Here is a 17090-nt window from a genome sequence, read left to right as displayed (position 1 = left end):
GGTGATCGCTGCTGCTGCTCGTCGTTGATGTTTCGTCAAGGCACGTGTTTACGGCCCTGAAGGCGATTGGTTGACAGACAGATGAGCCATAATAGCAGATCCTGTCTGATTTTGATATCGTAAATGTCGCTGTGAAACTTTAGGGTTGAGAAAAAAACGATTATGCCGTCGAGATCATCGCATCAGGCCGGGCAGGTAGAGCGCCAGGCTCGGCCAGGCCAAAAGGGCCAGGGTGGCCAGGATCAAGGCGACCAGCAGGGGGAGAACCCCTTTGAAAATCACGCCCAGAGACACGTCGGGAACCACGCTTTGGACCACGTAAACGTTGATGCCCACAGGCGGCGTGATGACGCCGATCTGGGTGACCAGAACGATCAGGACACCGAACCACAACGGGTCGAATCCCATGGCCACAACCACGGGGTAGAAGATCGGCACGGTGAGCATGATCAGGGCCAGCGAGTCGATAAAACAGCCGCCCAGAAGGTAGACCAGGATGATCAGGCCGATGACGGCGTAAACGGGCAGATCGATGGCGCTGACGGCCTGGGCGATGTCAAAGGGAATGCGGGTGATGGCCAGAAAGTGGCCGAAGACGGTGGCCCCCGCCACGATGACGAGAATCATGCAGGAGATCCGGGTGGTTTCCAGAAGGGCCTGGGAAAAGCCGCCAAAGGTGATGTTCCGCTTGACCAGGGCGATGACAAGGGTGCCGAAAGCGCCCACGCCTCCGGCCTCGGTGGGGGTGAACAGGCCGAAAAACAGGCCGCCCATGACCAGGACGAACAGGATCAGGGTCTCGATCAGGCCGGTGAACGAGCGGATTTTTTCCCGGAACGTGGCCCGCTCCCCCCGGGGCGCCATGTCGGGCCGAAGCAGGGCCCAGATCATGATGACCGCCATAAACAGCACCGTCAACAGGATGCCCGGCAGGATGCCCGCCATGAAGAGCTTGCCGATGGACTGCTCGGTCATGATGCCGTAGACGATGAAGACCACACTGGGAGGGATGAGGATGCCCAGGCCGCCCCCGGCAGCCACCACGCCGGTGGCCATGCTGTCCTTGTAACCGTATTTCTTCATTTCCGGCAGGGTCACCGAGGCCATGGTGGCGGCGGTGGCGTTGGTCGATCCGCAGATGGCCGAGAACCCCGCGCAGGCGCCGATGGTGGCGATGGCCATGCCCCCGGGCCAGTGGCCGATCAGCTTGTGGGCCACCCGGAACAGCCGGCTGCTGATGCCGGCGTGGAAGGCGATCTGTCCCATGAGAATGAACAGGGGGATCACCGTCAGGTTGTAAGAGCCGAACACATCGAAAATGTCCTTGACCATCACGCTCATGGCCGCGTCCGTGTTTCTCAGGCAGGCGAACCCCACGGCGCCGATCAGGGCCATGACGAATCCCACGGGAATGCGGGAGAAAATCAGGACAAACAGGGCGATGATTCCGATGATGCCCACGAGGGTGACAGACATGAACAACTCCTGGTCAGCGGGGTCCGTCGTCGTCGGATCGCTCGAAGGAAAGCACGAGCCGCAGGACGGAAATGAGAAAAAGGATGGAAAAACCCGCCGCGATGCCGTTGATGAAAGGATGGATCGGCATTTGAAGGGTCATGGACACTTCCTGGTTATGGCGGGAGGTATGGGCCTCGATCAACGCATGCCAGGCGATCATGCCGAACAGGCCGGACAGGATCAGGTTGTTGATCCGGTCCACCTGGGTCCGGATGCCGTCGGGAAGACGTTCGATGAGAAAGCCCACGGCAATGTGCCCCCGCTCCAGCGAGGTTTTGGCCAGGGCGAAGGACGCGGCCAGTGCGCCGAGAAACCCCACCAGCTCATAGGTCCCGGGGATGGGGTAACGGAACAGTCTGAGAACGACGTCGGCACAGGTCAGGGTCATCATGGCCACGACGCAGAGGCCGGAAAGGATGTTCAGCGCCTGGGCCGTGTGACGGACCAGGCGGAAGATGTTTTTTAAAAAAACCATTATGGCTCGTTGATCAGGGTGGAAAGTGTGGTTACGCAAGCCTTGCCGTCGATCCCTTTTTCTGCGGCGGCTTTTTCATAGTCGGCGATGACGGGCTCCACGGCTTTTTTCCAGGCGGCTTCCTGGTCGGCGGCGAGGGTGATCAGCCCGTTGCCCAGGCTTTGACTGTAAGCCTTGCCCTGATTGTCGTCCTCATCCCACTGCTTGCCGTGGACGTCGATCCATTCCTTGCTCACGGCTTCAAAAATCGTCTGTACGTCCTCAGGCAGCCGGTTCCAGGCATCCTTGTTCATCACAACGAACATGGTGGTGGTGTAGCCGATGGCGTTGCAGTCGGTGGTGGACTTGATCACTTCGGCCTGACGCCATCCCTTGAGCACCTCCACGGGACCGATGGTGCCTTCGACCACGCCTTTCTGGAGGGATTCGTAGGTGGACCCCTGGTCCATGGCCACGGGCACGGCGCCCAGGGCCTCGACAACCTTGGCGCTGAGGCCGGTGGAACGGATTTTCATCCGGGACAGATCGTCAAGGGTGCTGACGGGTTTTTTGGTGTGAAGCAGGCCGGGGCCGTGTGCGTGGAGGTAAAGAACCTTCACGTCGTCCAGTTCCTTGGGCCTGGTTTTTTCATAATAGCCGTTGACCGCCCGGGTGGCGGTGAGGCCGTTGGGGTAACCCAGGGGCAGGTCTGCCGCTTCCATCACGGGAAATCGACCGCGGGTGTATGCGAAACAGCTCATGCCGATATCGGAGATGCCGGTAACCACCCCGTCGTAACAGGTGTTGGCCTTGGTCAGGGTTCCGCCGGGGTAGACATTGATTTTCACCCGGCCGCCGGTGCGCGTTTCAATTTCCTTGGCCCAGGATTCCCCGGCTTTGCACTGGCCGTGGGACGGCGGAAAGAAAATGCTGTACGAAAGTTTGATGGGCTTGACATCGGCATGGCCCGGAACAACGGCAAACACAAACAGGGCAAGGCCGGACAGGATCAGTGAGAACAGATTTGATTTTTTCATACTCGATCTCCGTATTATTTGGTGATGGCAATCCGACGGTCCGAACGCCCCGTTCCGGCATGGTCATGTCGTATCAGGGCCGTTTTAAGGTGCCATAAAAACGCTTTTTCTTATCGTCTGTCAAGTGTTTTTATTTACACCATTCCCTGTAAGGGATTCAATATTCCTGGGAAATCTCACCCAAGGCGATCCTGATGTTGTCAAAACAGGTCCGGCAGACACAAAGACCGACGGCCGTCTCAATGCCCATCACCTCGATGGCTGCGTCAGGCCCGAACTCGGCTTTGTTTTTATAACAGATGCCGCAGATGTCGCCCATGGGGGCGAGCAGGGCCTTGACCTGTAAGATGGCCCGGTTCATGATGAGGGTGTTCATGGGTGTCCTTGAATTGAGAGGTGCACGGAGGTGTCCGTCGGGCCGCCTCCATGGCAGATACGGGTCATGGCTTGTCCGGAAGATTAAGGCCACGGTCGTAGTTCAGGCGTTTGGCGGCATCGAGGGTCATCATCTGCATGAACTGCTTCACTTCCATGTCCGACCCCACGGGTGTTTCCCCGGACGCACCGAAGACGTAAGCCGGGACCTGACGTTTGGCAAAGGCCTCCGCCCAGATCTTCTGGATCTGGATTTCCGCATCGAGCTTTTGGGCAAGGGCGTTGTCCGCCGTCAGGATCTTTTTCTTCTTGTAGGCTTCGGCATCGGCCTGGACCATCACGGCTTCGGCATCGATCTTGGCCTTGGACAGGAGAATCATGGATGTCTCCTCTTGAATCTTGGCCTGCTCCTTCAGGCGGCTGGCTTCGATGAGCGCCTGTTTTTTGGTGCTTTCAGCCTTGGTGGTGATTTCGATCTGATCGACCTTCATTTTGGCCTGGCGCTCGGCCACTTCCCGGTCCCCTCGGGCAATGGCAAGCAGTCGCTGCTCTTCTTCCTGGATTTTCTGTTCTCTGGCGATGGCCCGGTCTGCGGACGCTTTCTGTTTGAGTTGCATGCGTTCCACGAATTTGGCGTTGGGTTTCATGTCGGTCACTCGGGCCTCATGGACGGAAATGCCGTAAAGGGTGAATTTCTGGATTTTTCTCAACGGAAGACCCGTGTTGTCGAGCTGCTTTTCGACAACGAAAACCGTCTGGATCTGATCGCCATAAAGGTCCTGGCTCAAAGGCGCGGAGGCATCGGCCTCGGAGGTCTGTTTTTTCTGGGACGTCCGGCTTACCTCCCGGCGTTTGACCAGGTAGATTCCGTTTTGCATCTGGTTTTCGAACTCGGTGATGAACTCGGTGCGGCCACCGGAATAATAATCCTCGGCGCTCATCAGGGACGCCGTGGCCTGGAGGGTTTCCATGAACGAGGGGATCAGGGCCACCCGCAAGAGATTCTCGGGTGTCCTGTACTCATGGGCCATTTTGAGAAAGGTCTCGCGGTCGGACGGCAGGCGGAAACGGGCCATGGCCATGGCGTTGGCGTCGACCTGATCGAGGAACATGATGTTCTGGGGCGGCAGGCTGGCGCTGGCCGTGGATTGTTCGCCTTCGGCATTGACCCCGTCGATGGTGGTGTCATCGGCCAGAACGGTCATGGCTTTTTTCCAGGCATTGACACGGCCGAAAAGATACATGCTGTACCCCACGTCGTCAATGATCCGCTCCTGTCCCAGAATGGTCCTGACGTGATAGACGAATCCGGGCTCGGCATAAAAAAACACCTTGTTGAACAAGCCCAGGCAGAGGAATACGGCGGCGGCAACCGATAACAGATTCCGGAGGACCTGGGGAATGGGGAACCGGTGAGTGGCCTCAAAGGCTCCGGGGTCCATGCCCTCTTTTTGCGCGATGAGCTTTTTTTCAATGACCCGGGCGTCGTGCCTGGTCTTGAGGATGGTCAGCACGATCATCAGTATGACGGTCAGGATACACAATACGATCCAGAGCATGGCTTATCCTTTCAATCTGCAATGGTCAAAGGGCTTGAATCGCCGACGCGGGATGGCTCCCGAGGGGCGAATGCGATGATGATTGAAATGAAAACGAACTTAGTATAAACGATAGCCGAGGTCGTTTCAAGCTCGAAGGCGGCCGGCATATCTGTGATCCGGGGCTGTTTTTTTGGAAAACAGGCAATGTTGGCAGGCATTATGCAGTCCTTGGCCCGTTATAAGATCCTTCCACGGGCTTGAGCCCCTTGGAACGCACAGTGTTTCGGACAATCAAAGCAGGGAGCAGGCGATGAGAAACGGCAGGCTGAGGCTATGGATGCCTCTGATGATGGCGGTGATGGTGCTTGCGGGGTGCGGAGATGACACCAGCAACCGGGGAACTGTCACCTATGCGGTCATATATGACGGCAACGGTGCCGACGGCGGTGAAGAACCGATCGATGATACCGATTATGCCGACGGACAGACCGTGGCGGTTCTCGGAAACACCGGCGATCTGGTTCGGACGGGGTTTTCGTTCATAGGCTGGAACACCGAATCCGGGGGAGGTGGTGATGCATTTCAGGAGGCCCAGACCTTCACCATGGGCGCCGACGATGTGGTCCTTTATGCCCAATGGACCGAAAGCCCCACCTGGACAGTGATCTATGACGGCAACGGCGCTGATGACGGTGCGGTGCCGGCATCTTCGGCGGCCTACGAACAGGGGCAGGCCGTGACGGTGCTGGGCAACGGGGGAGGGTTGACCCTTTCGGACCATGTGTTTTCAGGATGGTGCCTCAACGCTTCGGGAACCGGAACGGTGTATACCCAAAGCCAGACCTTTGCCATGGGTACTTCCGACGTGACCCTCTACGCACGATGGGTGGAGGCGGCGCAGGTGACCGAACTGTACGTGGCCGATCAGACCATCGCCAAAGAGAGCGTGCTTCGGCGTATTCCCGAGTCGGCGCTTTCGGCGGCCCGGGACAATCTGCATATTCTGTACTGCGGTACCTCCCATTCCCAGCAGGTCATGGAGGGTATGGCGGGGCTGACGCAATACAAAGCCGGTGACGCCGCCCGCTTCGACTTCACCACCGACGGAACCAAGGTGGCCGGCAAGCTGGATATTCACTATCGTGGTGCAAACGGCACGGATCTGAGCAATGACGGCGTGGACGGCAGCGGTCACACCGGTTATTTCAACGGCACCGTGTCCTATCTGGACACCCACGCCGACGTCAACGTCGTCATGTGGTCCTGGTGCAGCATCGAGGGCCACGACGTGTCGATCTATCTCGACAACTTCGACGAGCTGACGGCCATGTACCGCGCCGGGGGCAGCAAGGGCCGGACGGACGACAACGCGGTGACCTTCGTGTGGATGACCGGCTATGCCAGGGGGTCGGACGGGGACGACCCCGACGCCTCCCGCTCGCCCTATGTCAATCATAAAGCCATCGTGGACCACTGCCGGGCCAACGGCTATTTCTGTCTGGATTACTGGAGCCAGGATGTCTACGATTACGGTGATGATACCTATAAGCCCACGGAAAGCGGCAACGCCAACGTGCAGCATTTCAACTATCAGCAGTCCCACACCGAAGGCGAGGACTGGTTTGCCTGCCGGAACTGGGTGACGGGCAATGTGGATTATCCGGCCCATACCGATGATAATCCCGCCTATGCCCAGCATATCACCGGCAACCGGAGAGCCTACGCGGCCTGGTGGCTCTGGGCACGCATCGCCGGTTGGGACGGGACCCTGGAATGATGGCGGGATTGCATCGGCTAAGATGAAAAGGAACGAGGGTGTATATCGCAAGGTCCGTCCATAAGGGAGAAAACCGGTTTTCGATCCGGGAGTCCTATGCCGACGGCGGGGTGTACCGCAGTCGCCGGCTGATGGATCTGGGGCCGGACCCCCGAAGGTTCGTCCATTATCCCCACGGGCGGTCCTATTATATTGATTCCGTGGTCGAGGACACCCTGCGGGCGGCCGTGGGGCCGGTCAATCCCGATGACCTGGACGAGATGTTCTGGCCCTTTGTCCGCCCGGAGATCCGTCGTCTTTATGCCGGGCCCCGGTCCCGCCGGAGCGGCGACGGCGTCAAACCCGACGTGTCCGCCGTCCATGTGTTCGACAAGCGCCGGATGTCCTTCCTCCGCACGGGCTGCATGAACCAGCGCCACATCGACAAGGCACCGGCGGCCCTGTTCCGTCCTCTGGTTGCCAAATCACGGGACGAGCTGGAACAGGCCTTCATACGCGACGAGGCCGCATTGTCATCCAAAGAGATCAAGGCTTATGTTTACGTGATTTTCGACATCCAGCGCCATTTCACCGCCCTGATCGCCCGGGAAATGCCCCAGGGTCTGGACCAGGACAAGGTCGAGGACCATCTGCTCGACGATTTGTGCGGGCTGAACGGTGATCCGTCGTTCTGGGCGGGCATGGACATGACCGCGTCGCTTCATCCCTATCTGATCCGTTACCTTCTGATGTTTTTCGATTTCGAATACCAGGCCTCCCGCCTGTTTGAAAACCTGGAGTTCGCAAGGTTCAACCGTCGCCGCTACCACCGTCAGACCGATCGCCCCGCGGATGCGGTCATGGCCGATGCCGCCGCCGTGTTCGGCCTGTCGGCCTCGGTCCTCAAGGCCATGGGCCGCAGGGACATCCAGCGCCTGTACCGTAAAAAAGCCGCCGAGCTGCACCCGGACCGGGGCGGCACCCACGAGGCCTTCATCGACCTGGGCCGGATCTACGACGAACTGATACGCAGTATCAAATCGTGAAAAACATGAAATGAAGGTTGAAGAAAACGGCCGTTTCATTTAGTTTGTATGCATCATTGTTTTTTGTAAACCCGTACCCCCCATCCCGACAAGGAGTCATCATGAAGATCTGCGTGCTCAGCGGAAGCCCCAAGGGGGAGCTGTCCGTCACCCTTCAATCCGTGCATTACATCGCCAAACATCGGCCGGACCATGCCGTCGACATCGTTCATGTGGGCCGGGACATCAAGGCCCTTGAAAAGGATCCGGATAAGCTCGCCGATGTGATGGCGCGGGTGGCCCGGGCGGACCTGGTGATTCTGGCCTGTCCGGTCTATGTGTTCAACGTGCCCTCGCAGTTCAAGCGGTTCATCGAAATCATCTGGGACAATCCTTCGTCCTTCAAGGGAAAATACGCGGCTTTACTGACCACCTCCATCCATTTTTTCGACCATTGCGCCCACACCTACCTGCGGGCGGTGTGTGAGGATCTGGGCATGCACGTTGCCGGATCCTTTTCCGCCGATTCCTACGATCTGCTGGCCGAAGGTGAACGGTCCCGGCTTCTGGCCTTTGCCGATCAGGCCATCGATACCGCGGTCTCGAAGCGGCCCTGCGCGAAGGCTTTTATGCCGGTCGTCCGCCGTGATTTCGCCTACCGGCCAGGATCTTCGGCAGCCCAACCCACGGACAAGAAGGTCATTGTCATGATCGATGAAAAACGCAGCGGCTCGAATGTCCCGGCCATGGCCCGGGCCTTTGCGGACCGTATTGCGGGGGCCGAGGTGATCGACCTGTCCGAGGTGCGGGTCAGCGGAGGCTGTCTGGGCTGTGTGCAGTGCGGGTTTGACCACCAGTGCGTGTACGCGGACAAGGACGATCTGATCGCCCTTTATGAAACCCGCGTCAAACCGGCGGATATCATCGTCATGGCCGGAGAGATCAGGGACCGCTTTCTGTCGTCGACATGGAAACGGTTTTTTGACCGTGGCTTTTACAACACCCATACCCCCACCATGACCGGCAAGCAGCTGTGTTTCCTTGTTTCAGGCCCCCTTTCCCAGGTGTTTCCCCTGCGCGAGGTGATCGAGGCCTTCACCGAATGGCAGGGCGCCAACCTGGTGGATATCGTCACAGACGAAGGGGTGGACAGTGCCGCCATCGACGCCCTGATCCAAAACGCCGCAGACCGATGTCTGACCCTGGCCGGGGCATCTTATGTGGCGCCTGCGACCTTTCTGGGCCGGGCCGGAATGAAGGTGTTCAGGGACGATGTGTTCGGACGGCACCGGTTTGTGTTCCAGGCCGATCACGCCTATTTCGAGAGCCATGGTCTTTACGATTTCCCCCATGACGACAAGCGGGCCATGGAAACCAACAAAACCATGTTCGAACTGACCGAAGATCCCCAGATGCGGGACGCCATACGGAAGATGCTCAAGTCCGAAATGGTCAAACCCCATCAGAAGGTCGTCGAAACCAAATGAGGAGGCGGTCACGAAGAAAAAGATAGGGGGAGTTTGCTTTTTGGGCGCCGGTGGTTTGGCAGGTGGGGGGGTGGACAGAGTGGACGGCGTGGACAATGTGGACAGGGTGGACAGGGTGGACGGATGGCGCGGAGGGTGTTGCGGGCCGTTTTTCCATGGCCCGGCATGTCCCATCGCGCCACGGTGCTTGATTGCGCAGCTGCGGGTTTAATACCCCGCCCCTTGGGGCGCAAAAAAGCGTCTACGTTTTTTCAAAGACGGCCCACTATCCAATCGCATGTATGGTCTATAAACACATGGGCCTATCCTGCGTGACGGAATAATGCCGTTCACGTTTACGGCCACGATCACGTTCACGATGGCGGTCGAACCGGTCTCGGCCTGTCGTGCTCGTGCTCGTGAACGTGAACATGCACGTGAACGAATGCTACCTGCGGTTGCCTGGTCCCAATGCACCGGCAGCTTGCGGCGGGGTCGTTTATTCAATCTTGCAACAAAGCGATTTAACACACTTCCTTTCGGATATGGGGCCTTATTGGGCCTGGAAATGCTTTTTACGAGTTCATCACATGAGGAGGAGGACATGATGCAGGCATTGTTACGGCGTTTCGGATGCGCCATGGTTGTTTTTGTTGCGGCCGGGCATGCGTTGATGATCAGCGGCTGCACGTCTCAGGAGGAAAAATGCGCACGGCTTCATCAGGAGATCACCGGTATCTATAATGATTATGTGGCCGAGACCTCAACGATGAGCGAAAACCAGATGATGTCTGCCTGCGATGCGGCCCTTGAAACCTGTCCGGGTCTGTCCATCGCCTATGAACTCAAAGGGCTGGTCCATTGGGAGGCCGACCGTCTGAACGACGCCTGGACCCATTACCGAAAAGCCCTGGAACTTGCCCCGGCAAGCGAGGAAACTTTAGAAGACGCACAGCGGGTGGCATTCAGTGCGGCAGGCCTCCACATCGAGGTGGGGGAGGACGGGCGCGTTCAGACCCGGCCCTTCAAGGATATCACCCTTTCCGACTACGCCGGGTGTCCGGATTCGGTGCGGCGGCTCTGGTGTGAGCAGTGTGAACGCAGGCTTTCGAACCTTCCTGAAGCTCGAAGCGATACGGTTTTCGTCGATCAACGGGGGCAGGAAGTGGGCCGCATGGAGTTCGGCATGGTGTATGACGTGGCGGGCGCCGACGACATCGATCGGAAATTACTGCTCAGGTCGGACGCGAACCCCGACGAAGCCCTGCACCACGCCACCTTCGTGGTCACCGCCACCGGCGCAAGCTACCGGCGGATCGATTGAATACGGCTGAACTGAATGATGTCAGGGCCCCACACGGTGTTGCACCAAAAAAAACAGTTTTTACACGGGCGGGGTGGACAGGGTGGACGGAGTGGACAGGGTGGACAGGGTGGACATTGAAATATCTTAAAAAACCCGTTTGGCAACCTTTTCAAAAGGTTGGCCCCCGGCAGGGCCCCCGGCAGGGCCGCCGGAGGCCGATTTTTCTCTTTTCCCTTTTCCCCTCAGGCCGTATAAAACGCCGTCTCGTAGCCCTCTTTGCCGGTGTATTTTTCACTCTGCTGTTTCATGTAGCCGTAATAGGCCAGGATGTTGACGTCGAGGCCCACGCTTTTCAGGGCCGCGACCACGTCGTCTTCGGAGGGGGGGCAGCCTTTGACCGGAACGGCGCAGGCGATGGTGTCGCTGTCCTTGTTCGCCTTGATCATGCAGTTGCCCAGAAGCACGGTTTTTTCGTAGCCGGGGCGGGCCTGCATTTTTTTGCCGTTTAGGATTTCCACGCTGGGCAGGGGCCGGCCCTTGAAGGCCGACAGGACGAGGATATTGGTCATGTTGGCGATGGGGGAGCAGCCGGAGCAGAGGGTTTCGTCGTATTTGGGCAGGGCCGTGCCGGTGACGCCCATCTTGGCGAAGATGCCCGGCCCTGTGTTATCGGCTGTCCAGGTCCAGTCCCACTTGAGGGGGGTGATGTGGTCGTCTATGGGCTCGCCCGAGAGGGTGTAGTCGTCCAGAGACAGGGATCTTCCGTGGCGATGGGCATAGTGCCTGAAATGATCGATATCTTCACCGGCGTAACCGATGGTGCGGGCGGCCAGAAGGTCCGCCGCCAGAAGGTCCGTGGAGGCGATGATGACATTTTTCCGGTAGGCGTTGCCGAAGTGAAGGGCGCCTTTTTCCAGGGCGTAGATCCCGTCCACCAGGGTCAGCGCCGGTTTGACGAAATCCGCAATGTGGGAAAAGGCGAACTCCAGGTGGGAGTCGGGGTTGTGGCAGTGGCGTTTGGATTTCAGTTTCAGACAGCCCTTGAGGTTTTTCATGCCCAAAGAAACCTTGGTCTGGCCGTGGGTTTTCAGCACGGGAAAATTGATGAAGAAATCCTGCTCCACCGCGTCTTTGGCGATATGGAGTTCCATGCCGTCATGGTAGTTGAACACGGCGGCCTCGCTTTCGTTGAGATCCACCAGGGATACCCCGTATTTTTTAGCAAGGGCCGTGTAGCCCAGGCCCTCATAGGCGGCCCGGGTGTCGATCCCCTTCTTGATGACCACCGAGCCTTCGCCGATGGTGATGTTCGAGCAGCCGAAATCCTTCAGGCAGACAATCAGGTCTTCCACCAGGCGGGTGGTGGTGTACACGCCGAAGGGGGCAATGGGGAACTGGTCGTCAAAGGCCACCAGATTGGGTTTGATCATCACCCGGTCCGTGGGTTTGAGGCGGGCGAAGCCGTCACACCGGGTGATGGCGGTTTGCAGTGATTGCGCGTTCGGGGCGTATGACGTTAATGAAACGGTGGGCGACATCGTCTTTTCCTCCATGGGGTCATAAAATCATGATAGGGCCTCAGAAAAATAGTTTTCCCGCGACCCTTATGAATCCGTTTTCCATATCAGAAAAACCATGCCGGGGCCACCGTGTCGTTGACTGTCCCGATGATTTTTTTCGCGTTCCCCGGTTACTCTCCTTTGGAGCGAGAGGGTTTCCACAGCCCCATCCGCTCGGCCTCGGCGATCAGCTCATCCCGGAAGCCGGGATGGGCGATACCGATGAGGGCCTCGGCCCGCTGACGGGTGGATTTGCCTTTGAGTTGGGCGATACCGAATTCCGTGGCCACGTAATGCACCATGGATCGCGGCACGGTGACGATGGTGCCGGGGTCTAAGGTGGGCACGATCCGTGATTTTCGGTTGCCCGTTCGGTCCGTGTGGGTGGAGGACAGGGCGATGATCCCCTTGCCCCCATGGGAGTAGAAGGCACCCATGATGAAATCCAGCTGGCCGCCTGTCCCCGAGATATGGCGCGGGCCGACGGACTCCGAGGCCACCTGACTGAACAGATCCACCGCAAGGGCGTTGTTTATGGCCACCACCTTGGGGTTCAGGGCGATGATGCGGGGGTCGTTGATGTAGTTGACCGGATAGGAGGCGCAGACCGGATTGTCGTCAAGAAAGTCATAGAGCTTTCGGGTCCCCATGGCGAAGGTGTAGGCCATCTTGTACTTGTCCACCACCTTCCGGGCGCCGGTGATCCGGCCTTTTTCGTAGAGATCCACACAGGAATCCACCATCATCTCCGTGTGCAGGCCCAGATCTTTGAGATCGCTGTCTGCGATCATCTCGCCGATGACGTTGGGAAGACCGCCGATGCCCAGTTGCAGGCAGGAACCGTCCCCGATTTCCTTCATCAGATGCCGGGCAATCATGATGTCCGTGTCCGTGGGCCTGGCCGGAGGAACCTCAAGAAGCGGCGGGTTTTCGCCCTCGACCACATGGGTGACCCGGGAAATATGGATGGATTCCTGATTGCCCCCCAGGCATTTTGGAATGTTCCGGTTGACCTCCACGATGATGGTTTTGGCCTTGTCCAGCACGGCCGAACTCAAGGAGTTGCACAGGCCGAAATTGAAGTTGCCCCTGGGACCCATGGGGCAGACGGGCAGGAATACGGCGTCGTAGGTCTCATATTTCCGGATGATGCGAGGGCCGTGGTGGTAGGTAAGGGGTTTGTAGGCGCATTGGTCGTTGGCATACAGGTTTCGGGACACGGCCCCGAAGTGCCAGTCCCGGACGGACAGGGCCGGGGCCGTCTCATCGTGTTTCATCGCCTCGGGGACCCGGGTCAGGCAGACCGATTCGATGGTGATGTTTTCAAGATTCCCGTCCGCTGTTTTCCGGGCCAGGGCCCGGTCCAGGGCCTCCGGAAAAAGGACGAACTCGCCGTAGTAAATCCGGCTGCCGGATTGGATGTTTTGAACCGCCTCATCAGCGGTGACACGTTTTTCGAGGTAGAGTTTTCGGTTCGGGTGGGTCATGGTCATGGTCTCCTGTGCCTTTTTTGGTGAAACGCGATAGAAAGAACCCCTATCGCACAGGGCGTGCCGGAAATGACGGCCGTTTTTTGCCGTTTGATTTCAAATAAATAAGCGTTAATGCGAACGGACGGGCGTTTTTTCCCCCCGCCCGGGTGTCCATGGATTTGACGACCTGTAAACGATCATGGGCTTGACTCCACGTCAAAAGTCGCGCATTCTGCATAGGTTAGCGGTTTATGCCCCCAACCCCATCCCGGTCAAAGGAGAACCATGAGCGATTTATTGAAAGCCTGCCCCGTCATCATCCCGATCCCCGTAGCCTGGGGAGAGATGGATGCCTTTTCCCATGTCAACAACGTGATTTACTTCAAATACTTTGAAAGTGTCCGGATCGCCTATTTCGAAAAGCTCGACATGATGAATCTCATGGAGGAAACGGGCATCGGGCCCATCCTGGCGTCGACCCAGTGCCGTTACAAGGTGCCGCTCACCTATCCGGACACGGTGTCGGTGGGGACCCGGGTTTCGACGATCGGCGACGATCGTTTCACCATGGAGTACATCGTGGTCAGTCAAACGAGGAATCTGACGGCCGCGGAAGGCGAGGCGCTGATCGTGGCGTACGATTACCGAAAAAACGCCAAGGCACGCCTGCCGGAGGTGCTCACGGAGCGCATCCGTCTTCTTGAAAAAAAAAGTGATTAATTCGGGGTTTTCGTGTAAACTCCGAAAAGACATCCAAAGGGGTGATCCGATGCGGGTTTGGCGGGGGTTTTCGGAGGCAGCCGTCATTCTGTCCCGGAGAACGGCCCGGATCGCGCCGGGTTTCGCCGTTTGGGGTGTGCCTGTTCCGTCCTTGATCGATAACTCGCAGACATGGGATACCGCTTGATGGGATTCATCAAAAAACAGCCGGCCCTGGTTTCGGGCCTCAGTCTGACCTTTCTCTTTCTGGCGTTCTGGCTGACGGGCCTTGATTTTTTCGACGGCCTGGAACTGAAATACTACGATATCCGGATGAAGCTCCGGGGGGACGCTGCGGCGTCGAGCGAGATTGTCATCGTGGACATCGACGACGAATCCATCGAGAAGCTCGGCCGCTGGCCCTGGCCCCGCTCCCTGGTGGCCCGGGGTATCGAGGCGATCAGTGCCGCCGATCCCAAGGTTATCGGCCTGAACCTGATTCTCAGCGAAGCGGAACAGAACACGGGCCTCAAGGAAATCAGGGACCTGGAATCCTTGTTTGCTCGGACACTCAGGCAGCAGACCGGTCGAAGCGGTGAGGCGTTCGCCGACGCCCTGGCCCTGGCCCAGAAACGCCTGGACAACGACAGCAGACTCAAAGACGCCATGATGACGTCGGGGCGGGTGATGCTCCCTGCGTTTTTCAAAGATGCCGCCGTGATCAGTGACGCCCTGGCCGACGAGAATCATCCCCTCACCGATCAGAGCATTGCCCATGTGACCATCCCGCCGGGAACGGACTGCCCCCGGGCCGGAGAAATCATTCTGCCCATCGACGCCTTTCTATCGGCGGCCCTGGGCATCGGGCATATCAATTTCGGCGCAGACATGGACGGCTCGGTGCGTAAGGAACGGCTGATCTATGAATTCCAGGGCCTTTACATTCCCTCTTATCCGCTGCGGCTGGCGGCGGCCTATCTGGACGTGCCCATCGAACGCATCCGGGCCGAGTTGGGTTTTTCCCTGACCGTGGGCAGCCGTGAGATTCCCCTGACCCGCTATTCGGAATTCCTCATCAGCTTCAAGGGCCCCCGGGGCGCGTTCAAACGCTATTCCTTCTATGACGTGATCCACGGCAAGGTTCCGCCGTCCATTTTCAAGAACCGGATGGTCCTGATCAGTCCGTCGGCTTCGGGGATCATGAATCCCTTGAACACCCCGGCGGACATCAGCATGCCCATGGGGGAATTTTCCGCCAACACCGTCTGGGCCATTCTCAACGAACGGTATATAACGGTGCCGCCCTGGGCCGCCCTGGCGGAACTGCTTCTGATCATCGGTCTGGGGCTCGTCGTCACCCTTGTTCTCCCGCGGATCAAAGCCCTGGCCGCGGGCTTGACCTTCTTCGGCCTGATGACGGGTCTTCTTTTCGGAGCCGGCTACCTGTTTGTCGGGCGGGGCCTCTGGATCGCGGTGACCTGCCCGGCCCTGCTTCTTCTGTTCGGTTACATCGGGGTGATCAGCATCCGATATTTTCTCACCGAGGCGGGCAAGGAGAAAATCGAAGGGGAATCGGCCGAAACCAACCGCATGCTGGGTGTTTCCTTTCAGGAACAGGGGATGCTGGACATGGCCTTCGACAAGTTCAGGCGGGTTCCCCTGGACAACCAGATGATGGGCGTCCTGTACAACCTGGGCCAGGACTATGAACGCAAACGCCAGTTGAACAAGGCCGCCTCGGTGTATGAGTACATGGCCGAGTACGATGCCGGGTACAAGGACATCGTCGAGCGGAAAAAGAAACTGACCCTGGCTTCGGAAACCCTGGTGTTCGGCGACGGTTTTCTGGGCGGAGGCTCCTCGTCGTCGGAGAACCTGGCGGCCACGGGGACGGGGACGCGGCCCACCCTGGGGCGCTACGAAATTATCAAGCAGCTGGGCAAGGGTGCCATGGGCGTGGTCTACCTGGGCCAGGACCCCCGGATCAACCGGACCACCGCCATCAAGACCGTGCGGTTTTCCGATGATTTCGAGCCCGAGGAAGCCAAAAAAATGTCCGAGACCTTTTTCCGGGAGGCCGAAAGCGCCGGGACCCTGTCCCACCCCAACATCGTCACCATCTACGACGCCGGAACGGAAAAGGATATCGCCTACATCGCCATGGAGTACCTGGAAGGCAAGGACCTTGACCAGTTCACCAAACCCGATCACCTGCTGCCCATGCGCAAGGTCATCGACGTGGTGGCCGACATTGCCGACGGTCTGGATTATGCCCATCAGAAAGGCATCGTCCATCGGGACATCAAGCCGGCCAACATCATGCTGCTCGACACAGGGGTGATCAAGATCACCGATTTCGGCATCGCCAGGATCACGGCCACGTCCCAGACCATGACCGGGGTCATCAAGGGAACGCCCCACTACATGTCCCCCGAACAGTTTTCAGGCCAAAAAGTCGACGGGCGGTCGGACATCTTCAGTCTGGGCACCCTGATGTTCCGTCTTTTGACCGGCCGTCTGCCCTTCCGGGGAGACAACCCGGCGGCGCTGATGCACAGCATCCTGAACGAACCCCATCCCGATCCCCGGACCCTGAACCCGAAGATCATCAAACCCCTGGTGCTCATTCTGGACAAGGCCCTGGCCAAAGACCGGGAAAAACGCTACCCCCGGGCGGGGATCATGGCCGCCCATCTGCGGGAACTGGGACGGAAAATCGATGCGGTGATGGCCAAAAAACAGGTTTCGAAATGACGAGGACGGATCTAAGGTTGTTTTTTTAATGAAAATAGGGGAAAATGACCCACGCAAACCCTCTGGAAACTCCCGGTGTCTTGACGAAGCGGATCATGCATACGGGTATAACCAAACAACGCGGGATG

At 58.4% G+C, this 17090-nt stretch carries 14 protein-coding genes; 6 read left to right on the top strand and 8 right to left on the bottom strand.

The window, feature by feature from the left end; translation table 11 throughout:
* Positions 1-174: 174 nt before the first annotated feature.
* The 6 genes from ACYQ11_RS08710 to ACYQ11_RS08685 form a co-directional block, all read right to left on the bottom strand.
* The gene (locus tag ACYQ11_RS08710) at positions 175-1476 is read right to left on the bottom strand and encodes a TRAP transporter large permease (RefSeq protein WP_459923389.1); all 1302 of its coding nucleotides are present in this window, start codon (positions 1474-1476) and stop codon (positions 175-177) included.
* 13 nt (positions 1477-1489) lie between these two features.
* Positions 1490-1993 (bottom strand): TRAP transporter small permease, encoded by a 504-nt coding sequence (locus tag ACYQ11_RS08705; protein WP_459923388.1) that lies wholly within the window; start codon positions 1991-1993, stop codon positions 1490-1492.
* Positions 1993-3009 (bottom strand): TRAP transporter substrate-binding protein, encoded by a 1017-nt coding sequence (locus tag ACYQ11_RS08700; RefSeq protein ID WP_459923387.1) that lies wholly within the window; start codon positions 3007-3009, stop codon positions 1993-1995. Before ACYQ11_RS08700 ends, ACYQ11_RS08705 begins: the two co-directional genes overlap by 1 nt.
* 157 nt (positions 3010-3166) lie before the next feature.
* A complete protein-coding gene (locus ACYQ11_RS08695) occupies positions 3167-3385 on the bottom strand; it encodes a hypothetical protein (protein ID WP_459923386.1) in 219 nt (72 codons plus the stop codon).
* Positions 3386-3449: 64 nt separating this feature from the next.
* On the bottom strand, positions 3450-4943 hold the full coding sequence (locus ACYQ11_RS08690; RefSeq protein ID WP_459923385.1) for an SPFH domain-containing protein: 1494 nt from the start codon (positions 4941-4943) through the stop codon (positions 3450-3452).
* A gap of 11 nt (positions 4944-4954) precedes the next feature.
* Positions 4955-5143 (bottom strand): hypothetical protein, encoded by a 189-nt coding sequence (locus ACYQ11_RS08685; protein ID WP_459923384.1) that lies wholly within the window; start codon positions 5141-5143, stop codon positions 4955-4957.
* 92 nt (positions 5144-5235) lie between these two features.
* On the opposite strand from ACYQ11_RS08685, the gene ACYQ11_RS08680 reads away from it, so the two are divergent.
* The 4 genes from ACYQ11_RS08680 (at position 5236) to ACYQ11_RS08665 (ending at position 10496) form a co-directional block, all read left to right on the top strand.
* Entirely contained in the window at positions 5236-6702 is a 1467-nt protein-coding gene (locus ACYQ11_RS08680; RefSeq protein WP_459923383.1) for an InlB B-repeat-containing protein, read from the top strand.
* A 38-nt stretch (positions 6703-6740) separates the two neighbouring features.
* A complete protein-coding gene (locus ACYQ11_RS08675; RefSeq protein ID WP_459923382.1) occupies positions 6741-7727 on the top strand; it encodes a hypothetical protein in 987 nt (328 codons plus the stop codon).
* A 101-nt stretch (positions 7728-7828) separates the two neighbouring features.
* Positions 7829-9193 (top strand): flavodoxin family protein, encoded by a 1365-nt coding sequence (locus ACYQ11_RS08670; RefSeq protein ID WP_459923381.1) that lies wholly within the window; start codon positions 7829-7831, stop codon positions 9191-9193.
* A 583-nt stretch (positions 9194-9776) separates the two neighbouring features.
* Positions 9777-10496, top strand: coding sequence for a hypothetical protein (locus ACYQ11_RS08665; RefSeq protein ID WP_459923380.1), 720 nt, complete (start codon positions 9777-9779; stop codon positions 10494-10496).
* A gap of 224 nt (positions 10497-10720) precedes the next feature.
* On the opposite strand, the gene ACYQ11_RS08660 is transcribed toward ACYQ11_RS08665, so the two are convergent.
* Entirely contained in the window at positions 10721-11908 is a 1188-nt protein-coding gene (locus ACYQ11_RS08660) for a DUF362 domain-containing protein (protein ID WP_459923379.1), read from the bottom strand.
* A 260-nt stretch (positions 11909-12168) separates the two neighbouring features.
* On the bottom strand, positions 12169-13524 hold the full coding sequence (locus ACYQ11_RS08655) for an acetyl-CoA hydrolase/transferase family protein (RefSeq protein WP_459923378.1): 1356 nt from the start codon (positions 13522-13524) through the stop codon (positions 12169-12171).
* Between the two features lie 270 nt (positions 13525-13794).
* Between ACYQ11_RS08655 and ACYQ11_RS08650 the strand changes: the two genes are divergently transcribed.
* Together ACYQ11_RS08650 and ACYQ11_RS08645 are read left to right on the top strand one after the other, a co-directional pair.
* Entirely contained in the window at positions 13795-14229 is a 435-nt protein-coding gene (locus ACYQ11_RS08650; RefSeq protein WP_459923377.1) for an acyl-CoA thioesterase, read from the top strand.
* A gap of 186 nt (positions 14230-14415) precedes the next feature.
* The gene (locus ACYQ11_RS08645) at positions 14416-16962 is read left to right on the top strand and encodes a CHASE2 domain-containing serine/threonine-protein kinase (protein ID WP_459923376.1); all 2547 of its coding nucleotides are present in this window, start codon (positions 14416-14418) and stop codon (positions 16960-16962) included.
* The last annotated feature ends 128 nt before the right edge of the window (positions 16963-17090 follow it).

The organism is Desulfatiferula olefinivorans (assembly GCF_054657895.1).
The sequence above is the reverse complement of the archived record's forward strand: the minus strand, read 5'-3'. Positions and strand labels throughout refer to the sequence as shown.